This is a genomic window from Staphylococcus arlettae (assembly GCF_025560845.1).
GTDB lineage: Bacteria > Bacillota > Bacilli > Staphylococcales > Staphylococcaceae > Staphylococcus > Staphylococcus arlettae.
In genome coordinates, this window is the sequence record NZ_CP094803.1 from 503,371 (window position 1) to 522,133 (window position 18,763).

General features: G+C 32.9%; 14 protein-coding genes and 1 pseudogene. 11 read left to right on the plus strand and 4 right to left on the minus strand.

Annotated features, from left to right (window positions below; all coding sequences use genetic code 11):
• Nucleotides 1-394: 394 nt before the first annotated feature.
• Nucleotides 395-1,961 (plus strand): annotated as a pseudogene (locus MUA37_RS02260) (IS3 family transposase).
• Nucleotides 1,962-2,134: 173 nt separating this feature from the next.
• On the opposite strand, the gene MUA37_RS02265 reads toward MUA37_RS02260, so the two are convergent.
• Entirely contained in the window at nucleotides 2,135-2,413 is a 279-nt protein-coding gene (locus tag MUA37_RS02265) for a GNAT family N-acetyltransferase (RefSeq protein ID WP_002509877.1), read from the minus strand.
• A gap of 172 nt (nucleotides 2,414-2,585) precedes the next feature.
• Here MUA37_RS02265 and MUA37_RS02270 point away from each other — a divergent pair, with 172 nt between their 5' ends.
• Entirely contained in the window at nucleotides 2,586-3,548 is a 963-nt protein-coding gene (locus MUA37_RS02270) for a metal ABC transporter solute-binding protein, Zn/Mn family (protein ID WP_262624793.1), read from the plus strand.
• Nucleotides 3,549-3,625: 77 nt separating this feature from the next.
• On the opposite strand, the gene aldA is transcribed toward MUA37_RS02270, so the two are convergent.
• Nucleotides 3,626-5,050: an aldehyde dehydrogenase gene (gene aldA, locus MUA37_RS02275; protein ID WP_204171440.1), complete on the minus strand. Its 1,425-nt coding sequence runs from the start codon at nucleotides 5,048-5,050 to the stop codon at nucleotides 3,626-3,628.
• A 204-nt stretch (nucleotides 5,051-5,254) separates the two neighbouring features.
• Here aldA and MUA37_RS02280 point away from each other — a divergent pair, with 204 nt between their 5' ends.
• From MUA37_RS02280 to MUA37_RS02300, 5 genes are all read left to right on the plus strand, one after another.
• Entirely contained in the window at nucleotides 5,255-5,689 is a 435-nt protein-coding gene (locus MUA37_RS02280) for a MarR family winged helix-turn-helix transcriptional regulator (RefSeq protein ID WP_021459775.1), read from the plus strand.
• Nucleotides 5,690-5,755: 66 nt separating this feature from the next.
• Nucleotides 5,756-6,724 (plus strand): ring-cleaving dioxygenase MhqE, encoded by a 969-nt coding sequence (gene mhqE / locus MUA37_RS02285; protein WP_262624794.1) that lies wholly within the window; start codon nucleotides 5,756-5,758, stop codon nucleotides 6,722-6,724.
• 14 nt (nucleotides 6,725-6,738) lie between these two features.
• On the plus strand, nucleotides 6,739-7,635 hold the full coding sequence (locus tag MUA37_RS02290) for a ring-cleaving dioxygenase (RefSeq protein ID WP_135024567.1): 897 nt from the start codon (nucleotides 6,739-6,741) through the stop codon (nucleotides 7,633-7,635).
• Between the two features lie 22 nt (nucleotides 7,636-7,657).
• Nucleotides 7,658-8,251 (plus strand): methylhydroquinone degradation carboxylesterase MhqD, encoded by a 594-nt coding sequence (gene mhqD, locus MUA37_RS02295; RefSeq protein WP_204171438.1) that lies wholly within the window; start codon nucleotides 7,658-7,660, stop codon nucleotides 8,249-8,251.
• Between the two features lie 257 nt (nucleotides 8,252-8,508).
• Nucleotides 8,509-10,308 carry a cation:proton antiporter gene (locus tag MUA37_RS02300; protein WP_262624795.1) on the plus strand — a complete coding sequence of 600 codons (1,800 nt, stop codon included), beginning with the start codon at nucleotides 8,509-8,511 and terminating at the stop codon, nucleotides 10,306-10,308.
• 583 nt (nucleotides 10,309-10,891) lie between these two features.
• On the opposite strand, the gene MUA37_RS02305 is transcribed toward MUA37_RS02300, so the two are convergent.
• Nucleotides 10,892-12,856 carry a fructose-1,6-bisphosphatase gene (locus MUA37_RS02305; protein ID WP_262624796.1) on the minus strand — a complete coding sequence of 655 codons (1,965 nt, stop codon included), beginning with the start codon at nucleotides 12,854-12,856 and terminating at the stop codon, nucleotides 10,892-10,894.
• 479 nt (nucleotides 12,857-13,335) lie between these two features.
• On the opposite strand from MUA37_RS02305, the gene putP reads away from it, so the two are divergent.
• Nucleotides 13,336-14,877, plus strand: coding sequence for a sodium/proline symporter PutP (gene putP, locus MUA37_RS02310; RefSeq protein ID WP_142019387.1), 1,542 nt, complete (start codon nucleotides 13,336-13,338; stop codon nucleotides 14,875-14,877).
• A 187-nt stretch (nucleotides 14,878-15,064) separates the two neighbouring features.
• On the opposite strand, the gene MUA37_RS02315 is transcribed toward putP, so the two are convergent.
• A complete protein-coding gene (locus tag MUA37_RS02315) occupies nucleotides 15,065-15,685 on the minus strand; it encodes an undecaprenyl phosphate transporter UptA (RefSeq protein ID WP_204171435.1) in 621 nt (206 codons plus the stop codon).
• Nucleotides 15,686-15,954: 269 nt separating this feature from the next.
• On the opposite strand from MUA37_RS02315, the gene MUA37_RS02320 reads away from it, so the two are divergent.
• From MUA37_RS02320 to budA, 3 genes are all read left to right on the plus strand, one after another.
• Nucleotides 15,955-17,214, plus strand: coding sequence for a pyruvate MFS transporter (locus MUA37_RS02320; RefSeq protein WP_142019389.1), 1,260 nt, complete (start codon nucleotides 15,955-15,957; stop codon nucleotides 17,212-17,214).
• Nucleotides 17,215-17,292: 78 nt separating this feature from the next.
• A complete protein-coding gene (locus tag MUA37_RS02325) occupies nucleotides 17,293-17,580 on the plus strand; it encodes a putative quinol monooxygenase (RefSeq protein WP_002510555.1) in 288 nt (95 codons plus the stop codon).
• 290 nt (nucleotides 17,581-17,870) lie between these two features.
• Entirely contained in the window at nucleotides 17,871-18,569 is a 699-nt protein-coding gene (budA, locus tag MUA37_RS02330) for an acetolactate decarboxylase (protein WP_002510556.1), read from the plus strand.
• Nucleotides 18,570-18,763 lie beyond the last annotated feature (194 nt).

The window sequence follows — 18,763 nt, forward strand, 5'->3', positions numbered from 1 at the left end:
ACAAGCTTGGTTTGAAGCGCAATTTCAATGCAGTCAGCTACTGCCCTATGAAAAAAGGTTTCGAATAACACATAGAGTGGGACAGAAATCTGATTTTGAAAAAATGATTTCGTCGTCCCACCCCGGCAAGGATGACTAGCGTTGAAACAAGCTTGGTTTGAAGCACAATTTCAATGCAGTCAGCTACTGCCCTATGAAAAAAGGTTTCGAATAACACATAGAGTGGGACAGAAATCTGATTTTGAAAAATGATTTTGTCGTCCCACCCCGGCAAGGATGACTAGCATTGAAAAAAGCTTGGTTTAAAGCGCATTTTCAATACAGTCAGCTACTGCCAAAATGAAAAAAGGTTGGGACAAATTGATATGCTCCCTTCAAAGTAGACATTAAAAAAATGAAAACTTTGAAGGGAGTATTTTTATGTCTAGAAAATTAATTGACTTAGATTTATTACAATCAGTTTTTAATAATTATGAAAATGGTATGAGTTTCGAAAGCATTGTAGAAATAGTTGATGTTAATCTATCTCCAGAATATCTCCGTTATATGTACAATAGGTATTTAACAAACGGCTTATATTCTTTAATACGTAACTCACAAAATAATAAGTATTCATTTCAATTTAAAATGAATGTAGTTCAGGAATATTTGGATAATGATATATCTTATAAAAAATTGGCCATTAAATATAATATTCCTGCCCATGAAACTGTACGCAAATGGGTAAATCGTTATACTGGAAGAAAAGAGAATACCAATTATTCTCCAAAACAAGAGGTGTATACGATGAAAGGTAAAACAACAACATTCAAAGAACGTCTTATAATTGTAGAATACTATTTAGATAATGAAATTAGTTATAAAGATTGTGCTAAAAAATATGATGTTAGTTACGGTCAGTTGTACCAATGGGTACAAAAGTATAAATCACATGGCCGTGATGGCCTCCAAGACGGTAGAGGCAAAGGCAAACCTAAATCTATATTAACACCAGAAGAACAGAGAGAAGCTGAAATCCAAGAACTAAAAGATCGAAATAAAATATTAGAAATGGAAAATAAAGTCTTAAAAAAATATCAAGAAATAGAAAGAGAGATGATAAATCAACAAGCAAAAAAATCGCAGCATATGAAACGATTGAAGCGCTAAGAAATGAATTTCCAATTAAACATTTATGCCAAACTTTAAATATTTCACGCGCAAGTTATTATAAATGGTTACATCGAAAGCCCACACAAAAAGAATTTGAAAATAAAATATTAATAAAAGAAATCAAACACATTTATGAAAAATATAAAGGCATTTATGGATATAGACGAATTTATATTTATATTCGCCTATATTTGCATAAAAAAGTAAATCATAAACGTGTTTATCGGTTAATGAATCAACTAAATTTAAAAGCAGTTATCCGCCGTAAACGCAAGCGCTATAAGCCTTGTACTCCTCAAACGATAGCCGAAAACGAATTAAATCGTGAGTTTCAAGAAAGAGAGGCTAATAAAAAATGGCTAACAGATGTAACTGAGTTCCAACTTGAAAATGGAAGTAAAATATATCTTAGTGCAATATATGATTTGGGAACAGGTAAAATCGTAAGTCATTATTTGGGAAATTCAAATAACAATCAACTCGTATTTAAAACATTTGATAAGGCAGTCAAGACTGTAACTAGTACCGAAGGTATTATATTTCATAGCGATCGTGGTTTTCAGTATACTTCCCGATTATTTAAAAATAAGTTAAATCACCATAAGATGATACAAAGTATGTCTCGTGTTGGAAAGTGTATTGATAATGGTCCTATGGAAGGTGTTTGGGGAATTATTAAATCTGAGATTTATAGAGGTTCTAAACGGTTTAAATTCGAAAGTATAGAAGAAGCATTTCAAGTTATAAATAAATATATAAAGTTTTTTAATAATGAAAGAATTACATTAAAAATGGCTAATCTCGCATAAAACGAGACTAACCAATTTTTTAATTATTTACTTGTCTACTTGACTGGGTGCAGTTCAAATTGATATTATCCCAACCTTTTTTTACTGTAGTTGTTCAATGGTTTGAAAACCAATTAGCGTTTAAGCGGCTAAATTATCCAATTACGACGACGCTTGATGATTGCATTGCAATGTTATTTAGTATATACATCTTGATATGCTTCGTTTTTTTCAATGACATTTTGTGCAAATGGACATGTTGCAGATACAGTTAAATTATTGTCTCGTGCATAGTCGACGACAGCTTTCACTAATTTTGAACCGAGTCCTTGTCCGCCTAATTCTTTTGGTACACCAGTGTGATCAATATCTATTTGATTAGGACTTACTTCTGTAAAAGTGATTTCTGCTTGGCGATTGTCTTCGTTCTCTCCGACATAAAATTTATTATGACCTTGTTTAATTTCCGTCATATTAAGACCCCCAGTTTTTTAACTTATAATACTTATATCACTAAGTTATATTTTAAAACATAGATAAGTATAATAAAAAATAGAGATTACATAGTATAAATAATTTTCATTGAAATATTGTGAAAATAAGTTTATAGTTTTAACGGAATAATTTCGTTTTGGAGGCGCAAATGTGAAAAAAACTTTGTTAATTATAGCGGTTATAGTGTTTAGTGTCACCTTAACAGCATGTAATCAAAATACAAAACAACAGTATAAAGTAAGTACTTCGAACAAAATCGAAATATACACTACAGTGTTTGCATTTCAAAGCTTTGCCAAAGATATTGGTGGAAAATATGTAAATGTACAAAGTTTATATCCTCCAGGTGCAGATACACATAGTTATGAGCCCACGCAACGTAATATGATTGATATCGCGAAAAGTGACTTGTTTATTTATTCTAGTGAAGATATGGACCCTGTAGCGAAAAAAATTGCGAGTTCTATTACTAACGAACAATTGAAATTACCTGTAGCGGATGCAATTAATCATGAGGAGTTATTGGCTACTGGCGATCACAACCACGAACATGGAGATGAACATAAACACGAGCATGAAGAAGAAGCAGGTAAAGATCCACATGTTTGGTTAGACCCTAAATTAAATAAACAATTTACTAAAACTATTAAAGATGAATTAGTAGCTAAAGATCCTAAGCATAGTGCGTATTATGAGAAAAATTACCGTAAGCTCAACAAAGATATTGATCAAATTGATCGTCAATTAAAAACGATTACGACAAATCCTAAAAGAGACACTGTTATAATATCCCATGATTCTATAGGTTATTTGGCACGACGTTACAATTTTAATCAGGTCGGCGTTACAGGAATGAATAATGAAGATCCAAGTCAACAAGAATTAATGGAAATCATCAAGCATGTAAAAGAAACACAACAACCATATTTGCTTTATGAGCAAAACATTTCTTCGAAAATTACCGATGTGATTAAAAAAGAAACAAACACTACACCTGTACCATTTAACAACTTAACTACATTAGCACCAGAAGATAAGGATAATAATGATGTGAGCTATCAATCTATTATGCATCAAAATATTGATTCTTTAGACAAAGCATTGAATAACTAAATTAAAGCAGCAGGAACAAAATATTTGTTCTTGCTGCTTTTTTATATTTTATGATGTAGTTGGATTAGTTAGGAATTTTAATCATAACGAATATACGACACTGTCGTATTATAATATTCTTCAAAACCATGAACACCATCAGCGCCACCCAAGCCTGATTCTCGCCATCCTGCATGGAATCCATTAACAGCTTCTTCTGCTTCGCAGTTAGCGTACACTTCACCAAATTTCAGCAATTCTGATGCACGCATCACTTCTTGGAGATTCTCTGAAAAAATGTATGAAGACAGTCCGGCATTTGTATCATTAGCTAAATTAATAACTTCATGAAAATCATCATAAGTCATGATAGGTAGTACTGGTCCAAAAATTTCATTAGTAAAAGCTGCATGTTCGGGTTGTACTTTATCTAAAATAGTAGGTGCATAGTAGTAGCCATCTCTATTTAAAATTTCACCACCAAGTACCAATTGGGCACCTTCTTGAATAGATTGTTGCACGGTATTATGAATGTGATCTAATTGTTTTTGGTTAATAATAGCTCCTAAATCGGTTTGTTCATCAAATGGATCACCAACTGTTAATTGTTCCATTTTAGCTTTCAATTTAGAAAGAAATTCATCATGCACTTGTTCATGAACAAAAATACGTTCCGGACATGTACAAACTTGACCGGCATTATTAATACGAGCAGTGACAATATAATCAACTGCTTTATCTAAATCTGCATCTGCAGTAACGATTGCAGGGGCATTACCACCTAATTCCAAATTCACTTTTTTAACATTACTGGCACTAGCTTCATATACTGATTTACCAGCACGGATACTTCCAGTTAGAGAAATGAGTTGAATATCTGGATGTTTAGCTAACTGTGTACCTACAGTTTCACCAGTTCCGGGAATAATTTGAATAAGACCAGCAGGAATAGCAGATTGTCTAAATAATTCAGCTAATTTAAGAGTGATTAGAGAAGTTTCTTCACTAGGTTTAATTATCACCGAACAACCTGTAATTATAGCCGGTATGACTTTACGCATAAGTACCATAATCGGGGCATTCCATGGCACTATACCAGCAGTAACACCGATAGGCTTTTTCGTTAAGTGAATCAGTTCATTGTCACGATTGCTCTGTAGCACCTCACCCTTATTTTGCATACTTAGACTGGACATATAATCTATAAATTTAATGGATTTATGAATTTCACCAAGTGCTGAAGATAAAAGCTTACCTTGTTCTTTCACGTATAATTCAGCTAATTCATTTTTATTATTTTCTAATAAAGGAATGAGCATTTTAACATGTTCTGCACGTGTTGGTTGAGGAACTTTTTCCCATTCTAGTTGTGCTTCTTGTGATTTTGCGACTGCAATATTAACATCGTTTTCGTTTGCAAAAGTAATGGTATCAAACACTTGACCGGTAGCAGGATTTACCACATCCATCGTTTCTGTTGATTCGCTAGCAATAAATTCATTATTGATAAATAGTTGATTCATCTTAAACACCTCCACAGTATATATGTACCACGTGATGAAGTACAAAAACGGTGTAAAAGAATTTGTTATTGAATGAGAAGTTTATCGATAAATGAGCAGGTTAATAACGTGTAGTATATTTTTTATATTCAAAAGTGTTGACTTCTTTTAATAGAGACTATACAATTATCTCGAATTCGAAATAAAATGAAAGTTGGTGATGAGATGGATAGAACAAAGTCATCTATGAATGCATTTATTGGATTAAATAGAACTTTAGATTATTTGGAAAAAATAGTGCGCGAAGATGTGAAGCAATACGGATTAAATATTACAGAATTTGCGGTACTAGAATTACTTTATAATAAAGGTGATCAACCTATTCAACGCATTCGAGAACGTGTACTTATAGCTAGTAGTAGTATTAGCTACGTTGTTGATAAGCTAGAGGAAAAAGGGTGTGTGACCCGTATTAGAAATCAACAGGATAAACGTATAATCAATGCTTCATTGACACAACAAGGGCGTCACATTATGGATGAGATCTTTCCGAAACATGCTGAGACCATCCAATCAACATTTTCAATCTTAACAGACGAAGAATTACAAACATTGCAAAATACACTCAAAAAGTTAAGTGCTCCTACAAATAATAAGTAGGTAGCAAAATTTTTTCACAAAAACAATCTCGATTTCGAGATAAAAACTAAGAAAGAAGGATTTATTATGACAAACAATTCATTATTAGGTATTCATCACGTTACAGCAATTACAGATGACGCAGAACGTAACTATAAATTTTTTACTGATGTATTAGGTATGAGACTTGTGAAGAAAACAGTAAACCAAGATGATATATACACGTACCACACATTCTTTGCAGATGATGTTGGATCCGCAGGAACAGATATGACATTTTTTGATTTTCCTAATGTACCTAAAGGTATTGGAGGTACAAACTCAATTAGTAGACCGTCATTCCGTGTGCCAAATGATGAAGCATTAAGTTATTATGCACAGCGTTTTGATGAATTTGGTGTGAAACACGACGGTGTACAAAGTCTATTTGATAAAAAAGTACTACCATTTGAAGAAGCGGATGGACAATTATATCAATTAGTTTCCGATGAGAATAACAAAGGTGTAGCACCTGGTATACCTTGGGAAAATGCTCCAGTACCGACAGATAAAGCAATTTATGGATTAGGACCTATTGAAATTACTGTAAGTTATTTTGAGGATTTCAAAAAAATCTTAGAAAATGTTTATGGTATGCAAACAATTGTTGAAGAAACTGACGTTGCACTATTAAATGTAGGTGAAGGTGGCAATGGTGGACAAGTCATTTTAAGAAAAGATACTGAAACACCAGAAGCTAGACAAGGATATGGTGAAGTACATCACGTTTCATTTAGAGTGAAAGATCATGATGCTATTCAAGCATGGCACGACAAATATACAGAATTAGGTATTGGTAACTCAGGTTTAGTAGATCGTTTTTATTTTGAAGCACTTTATGCACGCATTGGTCATATATTGATCGAAGTATCTACAGACGGTCCAGGATTTATGGGTGACGAGCCATATGAAACATTAGGTGAAGCATTATCATTACCACCGTTTTTAGAAAATCAACGTGACTATATTGAATCAGAAATTCGTCCATTTAACACTAAACGTAATCATGATAAATAAAAGGAGGGCTTGATTTGGAAGCAATTAAACACATTCATCATATATCAGCTATCGTAGGTAATCCAGAAGAGAATATTCGTTTTTATAGAGATATTTTAAATTTAAAACTAATCAAAAAAACAGTGAATTTTGATGATCCAGGGACTTACCATTTATATTTTTCAAATAACTCAGTAGCTAATGGTACGATACTAACCTTTTTCAATTGGCCAAACCATGTAAAAGGTCAAGTAGGTGCAGGCCAAGTTGAGACTATTGCTTTTAGAATACCCCAAGGTACTATGGATCTTTGGGAACAGCACTTAAATAATCATGCTATTACGACTAAACGCAATCAACTCTTTGATCAGGAAACACTCGTGTTTAAAGATACACATGATTTGCCTTTAGCACTTGTGGAGAGTGAAACGACGAGTGATAATCATGACATTATAGGCTTTCATGGTGTCACTATGTTATCTAGTAATCCGGTACAAACTATAGCTACATTAACAAATGATATGGGTCTTTCAGAAGTCAATGACAGCAATGTATCAGTACACTTGACGACTGCAGGCGAATGGCAACATCACGTTATAGTACACAAAACCACTCCAGAAAAGCGAGTACGTTGGGGCACAGGTGTCGTACACCACATAGCTTGGTCTATGCCAACAAACGAAACACAACTTGCGTGGCGTGAACAGTTGAGTAACAAAGGCTATCATTTAACTGAAGTTAAAGATCGTAATTATTTTAATGCAGTGTATATGAAAGAACATGGTGATATTATTTTTGAATTTGCTACTGATGGCCCTGGTTTTACAGTAGATGAACCATTTGATGAATTAGGTACTCACTTAATGTTACCACCACAATATGAAGAACGAAGAGAAGAATTATTGCAATTATTACCACCTATTAATATTTAAAATAATAAAAGGAGAGATAACGATGGAACACATTTTTAAGCAAGGACAACCTGATGCACCGACATTTATCTTACTGCACGGCACAGGCGGTGATGAAAATGATTTATTACCATTAGCGCAAGTACTAAATGACGACTACAATGTGTTAAGTATACGAGGAGAAGTATCTGAAAATGGTATGAACCGTTTTTTTAAACGCCACGGAGAAGGACAATATGATGTAGAAGATTTAAATTATCGTACAGACCGTTTATTAGAATTTCTGTCAGAAGCAGCTGAAAAATATGCTTTTGATTTAAGTAAAGCAATTCCAGTTGGATTCTCTAATGGTTCTAATATTGCTATCAGTATGATGTTGCGCGAAAATACAACATTTAAGAAGGCATTGTTATATGCACCATTATATCCAATAGAAGTAACAACAGATAAAGATTTCAGTAATGCTCAAATTTTACTATCAATGGGTGAAAATGATCCGATTGTACCTTTAGCTGAAAGTAAAAGAGTGATTGATATCTTCAATTCTCGTGGTGCAGATGTGACAACAGTATGGGTCAATAGTCATGAATTAACTCAGTCAGGTGTGGTTGCTGGTCAAGAAGTATTAAATAAATAAAACAGAATATAAGTAGATATATTACAGTGAAAACTGAGATTGTGTAATCGAGATAGATAAATTTTAGGTAGATTTATCTAAAACGGTATAGCACAATTTCAGTTTTTTTAATTGATAGGTGTGGTAAAGAGTGATTGTAATTGCTTTTACTAAATTGCAATTACGAAGTAAACTCATATAAAACTAAATGAGTGCATTGTAGATTATTGTTTGATAATATGGCACCTTGTCCGTATAAAAATGAGGAGGCACGTATTATGTCGTTATTAGACTTGCCGTTAATGTTAGTGATTGTAATATTTCTTGCGTTAGGTATTTTTAGCCAATGGTTAGCAAGTAGAATCAAATGGCCATCAATAGTTGTTATGGCAATTGTTGGTTTGTTAGTAGGACCAATTTTTGGATTAATAAACCCTCAAGAGAGTTTGGGGCAAGATGTCTTTAGCTCACTTGTATCACTTGCTGTTGCTATTATCTTATTTGAAGGTAGTAGTAATTTAGACTTTCGTGAAATTAAATATATATCAAAAGCTGTCATACGTATTATTACAATAGGTGCGATTCTGGCTTGGATATTAGGAACACTGGCATTACATTATATATTAGGTTTTTCATTAGTAATTTCCTTAGTGCTAGGTGGTCTGTTCTTAATCACAGGACCTACTGTGATTCAGCCGTTATTGAAACAAGCGAAAGTGCATAAAAATGTCGATTCTATTTTACGTTGGGAAAGTATAATATTAGACCCAATTGGACCGATGATAGCATTAGGAGCATTTTATGTTTTTGACCTTGTACAACAAGGGTTTAATATAACTATTTTATTTAAATTCTTATTGAGCTTTTTAATCGCAATTATTATTGGATTTGCTGCTTCTTATCTATTTATGTGGTTAATTAAAAAAGATTTGATTCCACAAAATTTGATGCCGTCGATTCAATTAATATTTATCTTATTAATATTTGCTATTTGTGATGAGATATTACCTGAGTCAGGGTTGCTTGCTGTTACTATTTTTGGATTGATGATGGCACGAATGAAACGTCATGATTTGATTTTTCAGGAATCTGATCACTTTATTGAAAGTACATCTTCCATTATGGTATCGACCGTATTTATATTAATTACATCTTCGTTAACACTTGAGGTGTTAACACAATTAATCTCTTGGAAGCTATTTATATTTTGTGTAGCAATGATTTTAATTGTACGTCCAATTTCTATATTATTTGCAACTATTAATACAGAAATTTCGAAGCGGGAACGCGCGATGGTATCAATGATGGCTCCAAGAGGGATTGTGGTACTCACAGTGGCACAATTTTTCGCAGGGCTATTTATTGAACAAAAAGCACCATTAGCTGAATTAATTACACCTGTAACTTTTGGTTTAGTATTTGTTACTGTAGTTATATATGGTTTCAGTTTCTTACCAATTAGTAAATTAATGAGAGTCTCTAGTGTAGAACCTCCAGGCGTTATTATAGTAGGTGAAAGTGAGTTTGCGTATCATTTAGGAGCTAAATTACGAGAACATCAAATACCAGTTATGACTTTTAATTTATTTTCAAATAATAAATCACGTGCGCAAGAATTAGGTTTCGAAATATTTGAAGGAAACCTCCTATCTAGTAATGATCGTATTTACTCTGATTTATCGCGATACCATACTTGTTTATTAATGACACAATCCTTTGTATTTAACAGCTTAGCATTTAATGAACTCGTGCCCGAATTTGGATTGAAAAACGTAGATATGATGCCTGTATCATTTAATAGTGAACAAGCAAGGCGTAATGTAGAAGGCCCCATTAAAAATCATATCTTATTTGATGATCAAATGACTTCACGATGGTTTAATAACTACATTACTAAATATAATATTTTAGAAATACCTGCAAATCAAAAAGCAACTTTAACCCCAAATGACATGGTGTTATATCATATTAGTGACTCACGTGTTGTTACATTTAAACGTCATCATTCAAAACCATTAGAAACTAATGACGGTGTTATTGGTTATTTAAAAGATGCGTATAACAACCAAAATTTATAAAGAAAAAGCCTAGAACATGTGTTATGTTTCAGGATTAGACTGTCGACAAAGTCTCTGACTTTGTTGGCAGTTTTTTATGCACGCTTTCCGCGGGCACTGCCTTAGCCAGTAGTCTGCGGCTAGTGCTATTCCCGCAGGAGTCGGCAAAAACCACTGCCAATATTATAAGATCTAAATTAAACAATGGTTGTGATTATTATGTTGAATAAACTAATTGATAAATGAGATTAACATAAATCATTTCTATCTCTGGATTATTTACTAATCATCTTATATAAAATAAGTCGATGCCATATTGGATTTATACTATATTTAAAACTGTTGATAAAGTCTCTGACTTTGTTGGCAGTTTTTTGCACCGGCAAAAACCACTGCCAATATTATAAATATTATAGCAACATCTTATAATATATGATTAAACAATAGTGGTTATTATGCAGGCAAACATTGCCAAAAAATTTTGATGATGCAAAAATAAACCCTTCACATTAATTTGCGAAGGGTTTGTTTATGTTGCAGGCTTATTTAATATAAGTGAAATGATGCTTGTAGCATAAGTTGAATATAGTAATTTTGAAGTTATTTAGTCTAAAAATCGATCATGCATAAGTTCTTTTAAAATGATGATTTTCTCTTGTAATTCTTGACCGGAATTGGTATCTCTAATTTTTTTACGTTCCAATTCTTTATCGACCACTCGGCGTGTTGATAGTTCATCCTCACCATTTAATAAAACGTTATCTTTCGAATTGAAATGTTGATGGGCGACTAATTGCATACCGAATGAATTGTACAATAAGGTATAACCTGCGATGCCGGTTGTCGATTGATAAGCTTTAGAGAAGCCCCCATCAATAACAATCATCTTACCATCAGCTTTGATTGGATTTTCACCATCTATTTCTTTAACAGGTGTATGCCCATTAATAATATGTCCAGTTTCAGGGTTTAAACCAAAATCTTTCAACATTTTTTTACACATATCAATATCTTCACGTAAGTAATAATATGGATTTTTAGTTTCCTTATGTGCAGCCTTATCAGCAATGAAATAACGTTCAAATGTTGTCATTGCACGTTTTCCAAATAATGAAGAATATTTACCAGTCCATAAATACCAAACTAAATCAGTAGCTAAATCATCATGGCGGTCTTTATGGTCAAAAGCTTCACGCACATAGTTTTCAAAATGATCGAGTAAATCGCGGCCGTAATGTTTTACACCATCAATAGTCATAGCTTCCATTTCTCCATCTTGATCAACAGGAATACAACCATGAATTAGTAAATTGCCATTATAAGGTAAATACAACGTACCTTTTTGCATTAAGAAAGTCATATGACGTTTTAGTTTTTCTGATTGTTGAACTGACAATAATAATTTATCCATTACATCTGCTTCTTCATCTGTTAAGCGATTTGGGTCTTCTGGGTCTACCGTTTGGAAGCAAGTATTTGTTAATGGATATGTTTTACCGTACAGAGTTGCTGTATTTTTATCAAAATCAATGCTCTCTAGTACAAGACGTTCTTCCATTTCAAAGTCAGGACGGCGTTTAATAATCGGTGCTTCCAATTTGAATTGGATTATCGCAATAGCTTGGTGCAATTTGGTTAGTTGTGCGAGTTCTAATTGTGAAGCTTGTTCCCCGTCAGCGACTTTGTTTTTAGGATAAAAGGCTTTATTATCCCGGCTATAGTATTTTTCAGCTAAAGTTAGTAAAGGTCGTAAATTGATGCCGTACGCATCTTCGATAATGTTCAAGTTATCGTAACGCGCACAAATACGTAGTAAATTTGCTAAACAAACTTTAGATCCTGCGTAAGCACCCATCCATAGCACATCATGATTACCCCATTGTACGTCTACAGAAGGGTAGTTAATCAATGTTTCCATAATTTTATCTGGTTCTGGTCCACGATCATAAATATCTCCAACAACATGTAAGTGATCAACGACTAAATGTTGCACTGTGAATGATAACCCAATAATTAAATCATCTGATTGTTCTAACTCAATAATTTGGTTAATTAACGTATCGTAATATGATTTTTTGTTGTTGTATTTATTACTTTTATATAGTAACTCTTCAATAATAAACACGTAATTTTTAGGTAATGATTTTCTTAACTTGGTGCGTGTATATTTGGAAGATGCGTATGTAATGAGCTTGATTAAACGGCTGATGGCTGTGATATACCATTCATTTAATTCACTTTTGGAATTAAAGCTATTTTTGATAAGTTTTAATTTTTCTTCAGGATAATATACTAACGCAGCAAAATCATTAATCTCTTTGCGTGTTAATGTATCTTGAAAGATATCATTAATTTTAGATCGAACATTGCCTGAGCCATTTCTTAACACATGTTGGAACGCATGGAATTCGCCATGCAAGTCACTGACAAAATGTTCTGTTCCTTTAGGTAACTCTAAAATAGATTCTAAGTTAATAATTTCCGTAGCTAATGCAGCTTTTGTCTGAAATCGCTCAGACAATAAATCTAAATACCTACTTCTTACACTTTGTTCTGACGCTTTTCTCATATGAATTTGTCACTCCAGTTGTATTATTGTAATTATTTTAACATGTTTGTAAAACGCTTACACTATGTCTACATTATTTTATTTTCTACTCTACCATTATATGATGAATAATTAATATTTTCTAAAAAATGAACTGCTTTTAATATTTAGTATGAGTTAGTGGATAAATGTGATTCAAATGAGTAGTTAAAGCTTAATCATCTGATGTTACTCAAATATAAAAAATCGTGTATTTACATATAACTTTTTATAAAAAAGTAAATTTCATATTTACAAAAAAGTTATTAAACACCATTAGTGTATAAATACACATTTTATTATTGTGGGTTATAAATGCTGTTATATCAATGTTTATAGCGTTGTCAGATGCGTTAGTAATAAAAATTTACACAAGAATTTGCAAAAAGCACTTTAAAATTATCGATATTTTTGTATAATAAATGCATGTAACAAAATTATGAATTAAGGGAGTTATTATCATGCTAACATTGGGAACTACTTTGTCGAGTCAGGTTAATCCTGATTGGCAGACCTATATTATGCTTGCCTTGTATTTTATTATTCTTCTGATAATAGGATATTATGGTTATAAAAAAGCAACTGGCAATATTAGTGAGTATATGCTTGGGGGAAGAAGTATTGGACCATATGTGACTGCTTTATCTGCAGGAGCATCAGATATGAGTGGTTGGATGATTATGGGACTACCTGGAGAAGTTTATACTACTGGGCTTTCAGCAGCATGGCTTGCAATTGGCCTAACGCTCGGAGCATACATAAATTATATTGTAGTAGCGCCTAGATTACGTGTATATACTGAAAAAGCTGGCGATGCGATTACATTACCTGACTTTTTCAAAAATCGTTTAAATGATAAAGCAAATGTAATTAAAATTATTTCTGGTACTATCATAGTTATATTCTTTACGTTATACGCACATGCAGGTATGGTTTCTGGCGGAAAGTTATTTGATAGTGCATTTGGTTTAAATTATCATTATGGTTTGATTTTAGTTGCAGTAATTGTTATTGCTTATACATTCTTTGGTGGTTATTTGGCTGTATCATTAACAGACTTTTTCCAAGGGGTAATTATGTTAATCGCTATGGTTATGGTACCAATCGTAACAATGATGCAACTAAATGGTTTAGACACATTGTCTCAAGCAGCCGAACTTAAGCCTACCAATTTAGATTTATTTAAAGGTACTACAGTGATTGGTATTATTTCGTTTTTTGCATGGGGACTAGGATATTTTGGTCAACCACATATCATTGTACGCTTTATGTCGATTAAATCTGTAAAACAAATTGTTACAGCTAGACGCTTTGGGATTGGCTGGATGACTATTAGTTTGTTAGGTGCTGTAGGGGTTGGTTTAGTAGGGATTACATTTATTAATCAACAAAATGTTGAACTACAAGATCCGGAAACATTATTTATTCTAATGAGCCAAGTTTTATTCCATCCATTAGTAGGAGGATTCCTATTAGCAGCTATTTTGGCGGCAATCATGAGTACGATTTCTTCTCAATTACTTGTTACATCTAGCTCTTTAACCGAAGATTTCTACAAGTTAATCCGTGGTGAAGAAGCAGCAAAAGAACATGAAAAAGAATTTGTGTTTGTAGGTAGAATGTCTGTTATCTTAGTATCAATTGTGTCTATAGTAATTGCATGGTCACCAAATGATACAATTTTAAATCTGGTTGGTAATGCATGGGCTGGTTTCGGTGCAGCATTTGGACCACTAGTTTTACTATCATTATATTGGAAAGGTTTGAGTCGTTCTGGTGCAGTGTCAGGTATGTTATCAGGAGCTGTCGTTGTAGTATTATGGATTGTTTTTGTTAAGCCACTTGGTGCAACAAATGATTTCTTTAATCTATACGAAATTATACCTGGTTTCTTAGCAAGTTTGATTGTTACAATTGTGGTGAGTATGTTCACGAAAAAACCTGATTTAGATGTTGCAACAGAATTAAAAGAAGTAAGTGATGAAGTAAAAAAAGCTAAATAAAAGATACGTGAACTTATGCTGATTCATAAGGTGTCTTGTATTTTATAACAGTGCATTTAAGGGGTTAAATCACTGTTAAACAATGGGAGAAATATAAAAATAGATCGTGTCTAGGATAGCAAAAGGGGCTTTATCCTAGAAGAAAGATAAAAAAGCGTGTTAGCCAGTAAAGGCTAACACGCTTTTTTTAATTTTTTGTGTTTTCGGTATTACGCTTTTTGTAAAAGGTAAAGATAATGGAGATTACTGTAATAATAATGATAATGTACATAACATATGAATAAGTATGTAATCCATTCATTAATTCATCCCAACTGCCACTTAACATTTTGCCTAAGTAAATTAAAACAAGGTTCCAAATCGTTGTACCTATAAGGGATAATGTAATAAATTTAACTACATTCATCTTATTAATGCCAGCTGGAATGGTAATTAAGACGCGTAAGACTGGTATAAATCTACAAATAAATACTGCCCAAGCACCGTATTTGGTAAACCATTGATTTGCTTTTTCCACATCTTTACCTTTCAATTTTAACCACTTTCCGTAGTTATCTACAAAGCGATATAACCATGCTTCAGATACTAATCTACTTATAAAGTATAAAATGAGTAGACCAACAAATGAGGCAAGTGTAGAAATAATAAATAACAATGACAGAGAAAGCTCTGATTTAACTGTCATTAAACCTGCAAAAGTTAAAATAATTTCAGAAGGGATAAATGGTAAAACATTTTCTAGCAATATTAAAATAGTAATGGCTAAATATCCCCATGAGCTAATAAAATCTGTCAATAGATGTTCCATAATAGTGTTTTAAGACTCCTTTGTAATTGTAAACATTATAGCTTTAAAAAAGTACATCCATATTATAAGGTATTTTACTATAATGACCTAATAATATCTCAATATTTTGCAACAAGCGATATAATAGCAAGAATTATTATTCATCCAAAAATGTTTAGGAAATTTCAAAAAAAACGTTGTAAACGCTTACAATTTGTGCTAATATCGATTCATGATAATAAACAATAGGTCATATGATGAGTGTGGCTTTGGTAGAAAGTTGGGACATTATGAAGGAAAAAAGGAGTAATATTAGATGGTACTTTGCGCTAGCATTTTTCGTAATAGGTGTTATCGCATACATAGATAGATCAAACATTTCAATTATAGCAGGTCCTATGATGAAAGACTTAGGAATGAATAAAACACAATTTGGATTACTCGCGTCGCTGTTTTCTTTAGGATATGCATTGATGCAAGTTCCTTCTGGTTTTTTAGCTGAAAAGTTTGGCCCGAGAAAAATGCTTACAATAGCATTAGTATGGTGGAGTGCTTTTACCATTTTGACAGGTGTTGTTAAGAATCACGGTATGCTTTATGCAGTTCGTTTCTTATTTGGTGTTGGTGAAGCACCGATGTATCCGTCAAATGCAGTATTTAATTCTTTCTGGTTTGGTAAAGGGGAAAAGGGTCGTGCTTCTAGTATGCTATTAGCAGGTTCATATTTTGGACCAGTTATAGCGCCGGTTATAACAATCGCGATAGTAACCGCGTTTGGTTGGGAAGCAGTCTTCTATATCTTTGGTTTTATAGGCTTTGTAATTGCAATTCTTTGGGCAGTGATAGCTAAAGATTTACCTGAACAACACAAAATGGTTAATGAAGCTGAAAAACGTTTTATTATGGAAAACCGTGATGTAGTATCGACTGAAAAGAGTGTTGCACCGTGGAATATCTTTTTAAAAAGAGGCGGATTCTATGCGATAGCAGCACAATACTTTGTAGTTCAGTTTGTTATTGGGCTTTTCTTGATTTGGTTGCCTACATATTTAACGGAGCAACATGGTGTGAAATTAGAAGATTTAGGATTTGTTGCAGGTGCACCATGGTTTGTTATGTTCATACTAATTATTCTAGGTGGCATCATTTCAGATAAAATTTTACAACTAGGCACTTCGAAATTTATGGCGCGTGGTGTAATAGCTATTTTTGGCTTTGTAGTATTTTGTATTTCTTTAATCTTCGCATTAAAAACTGATGATTTATATGTGAATGTCTTTTGGTTATCGTTATGTTTAGGTGGTATAGGTATGTCTATGGGTATGAGTTGGGCAGCAGCTACAGATTTAGGACGTAACTTCGCAGGTACTGTTTCAGGTTGGATGAATTTATGGGGCAATATTGGTGCATTACTGAGCCCATTACTTGCAGGTTTCTTGGCGGACCGAATTGGTTGGACTATGACATTACAACTCATTATTATCCCAGTTGTGTTTGCAATTATTATGTGGTTCTTTGTTAAACCAGATAAGCCATTAACTAAAAGTTAAGTTCAATGAGTTGAAAATAGTATAAAATGCGAATATACTTAATAAATATTATTCTATTACCTTTGGAGGCTGCATTTTATGATAATTATCAATGCAATAATGAAAGTACAATCAGAGTACAGAGAACAATATTTAACATTAGTTCAGCCGTTGATTCAAGCAGCGAACGCAGAAGAAGGCTCATTATATTATGAACATTTTGAAAAGACAGATGAGCCAAATACGTTTGTAATGATTGAACATTATAAAGACCAAGCAGCAGTAGAAGCGCATAATGCTTCAGAGCACTTTAAAACATTCTTTGGACAAGTGAGTGAGCTATTAAGCGCAAAACCTGATATTGTGGTGGCTCAGCCAATTCAATAACAAAAAGATTTGTCCAGTAATTAAATACGATTAATTTAAGTAGCGAAACTATAATAACGTGATAATCGTTATTATAGTTTCGTGCTTTTTATTGATGGAATGAAATAAGAAACATTCATAACACGCAATAGAGTAGCAGTAGAGACACACCATAATATTCACTTCGTTACTCAGAAACATGGAAGTTGTGAGATTGTAAATATGTTGTGTATAATATAATGAAAAGTTGTTTTAAATCAACCGATGTTAAACATAATAGTTAAGTTTATTTACCCAAGGAGGTAATGATAATGTTATATCAACATGGAACATTAGGAACATTAATGGCAGGCATGTTGGAAGGCACTGCTACAATTAATTCTATTTTAGAGCATGGAGATTTGGGTATTGGTACCTTGTCTGGTTCAGACGGTGAAGTTATTATTTTAGATGGCACTGCTTATCATGCGAATGAATATAATGAATTTCGTACTTTAACTGGTACAGAACTGACACCATTTGCTACAGTTACACCATTCAAACCTGATATACAATTCACAACACATATTATTACAGATGATGAGACGTTATTAGATGAAGTGCTAGCCAAGGTGGGCAGTAAAAACATCTTTAATGCTGTTAAAATTACCGGTACTTTTGAAATTATGCATGTGCGCATGATGCCTCAACAACAACCTCCATACACTCGTTTAATTGAATCAGCTAAAGTACAACCTGAATTTACCAAGGAACAAATTACTGGCACTATAGTTGGCTTTTATTCCCCTCAATTGTTCCACGGTATTGCAGCAAGTGGTTTTCATTTACATTTTATTAATGATGATAAAACATTTGGTGGACATGTACTAAACTTTGAATTAAATAAGGGAACAATTGAAGTAAGTAAAATTGAAACATTAGAGCAACATTTCCCAGTAAATAATGAGGCTTTTTTGACAACAGATATTGATTACGCAAATATTGACGAAGATATTAGAGAAACAGAGTAACCCACTGTGAGGAGCGTACAATCATAAATGTACTTAATGTTTTTTAGACGCTTAGATAAACTAGGTGTCTTTTTTTGTTGAATCTATATCTAAAAAAATAAAGTTAAAAGTGATAGAATTAATAACGTGACTGAATTAAAATAATTGCTAATTCCTGTGAATTTGAAACATGATAAGACATAATACTTCTGTAT

What these genes read in the sequence shown, in the direction of transcription:
- MUA37_RS02300 (WP_262624795.1), top strand. Translation starts at nt 8,509, where the DNA reads ATGTCGTTATTAGACTTGCCGTTAATGTTAGTGATTGTAATATTTCTT.
- aldA (WP_204171440.1), bottom strand. Translation starts at nt 5,050, where the DNA reads ATGAATCAACTATTTATCAATAATGAATTTATTGCTAGCGAATCAACA.
- MUA37_RS02320 (WP_142019389.1), top strand. Translation starts at nt 15,955, where the DNA reads ATGAAGGAAAAAAGGAGTAATATTAGATGGTACTTTGCGCTAGCATTT.
- mhqE (WP_262624794.1), top strand. Translation starts at nt 5,756, where the DNA reads ATGACAAACAATTCATTATTAGGTATTCATCACGTTACAGCAATTACA.
- MUA37_RS02280 (WP_021459775.1), top strand. Translation starts at nt 5,255, where the DNA reads ATGGATAGAACAAAGTCATCTATGAATGCATTTATTGGATTAAATAGA.
- MUA37_RS02265 (WP_002509877.1), bottom strand. Translation starts at nt 2,413, where the DNA reads ATGACGGAAATTAAACAAGGTCATAATAAATTTTATGTCGGAGAGAAC.
- MUA37_RS02315 (WP_204171435.1), bottom strand. Translation starts at nt 15,685, where the DNA reads ATGGAACATCTATTGACAGATTTTATTAGCTCATGGGGATATTTAGCC.
- mhqD (WP_204171438.1), top strand. Translation starts at nt 7,658, where the DNA reads ATGGAACACATTTTTAAGCAAGGACAACCTGATGCACCGACATTTATC.
- MUA37_RS02325 (WP_002510555.1), top strand. Translation starts at nt 17,293, where the DNA reads ATGATAATTATCAATGCAATAATGAAAGTACAATCAGAGTACAGAGAA.
- putP (WP_142019387.1), top strand. Translation starts at nt 13,336, where the DNA reads ATGCTAACATTGGGAACTACTTTGTCGAGTCAGGTTAATCCTGATTGG.
- MUA37_RS02305 (WP_262624796.1), bottom strand. Translation starts at nt 12,856, where the DNA reads ATGAGAAAAGCGTCAGAACAAAGTGTAAGAAGTAGGTATTTAGATTTA.
- budA (WP_002510556.1), top strand. Translation starts at nt 17,871, where the DNA reads ATGTTATATCAACATGGAACATTAGGAACATTAATGGCAGGCATGTTG.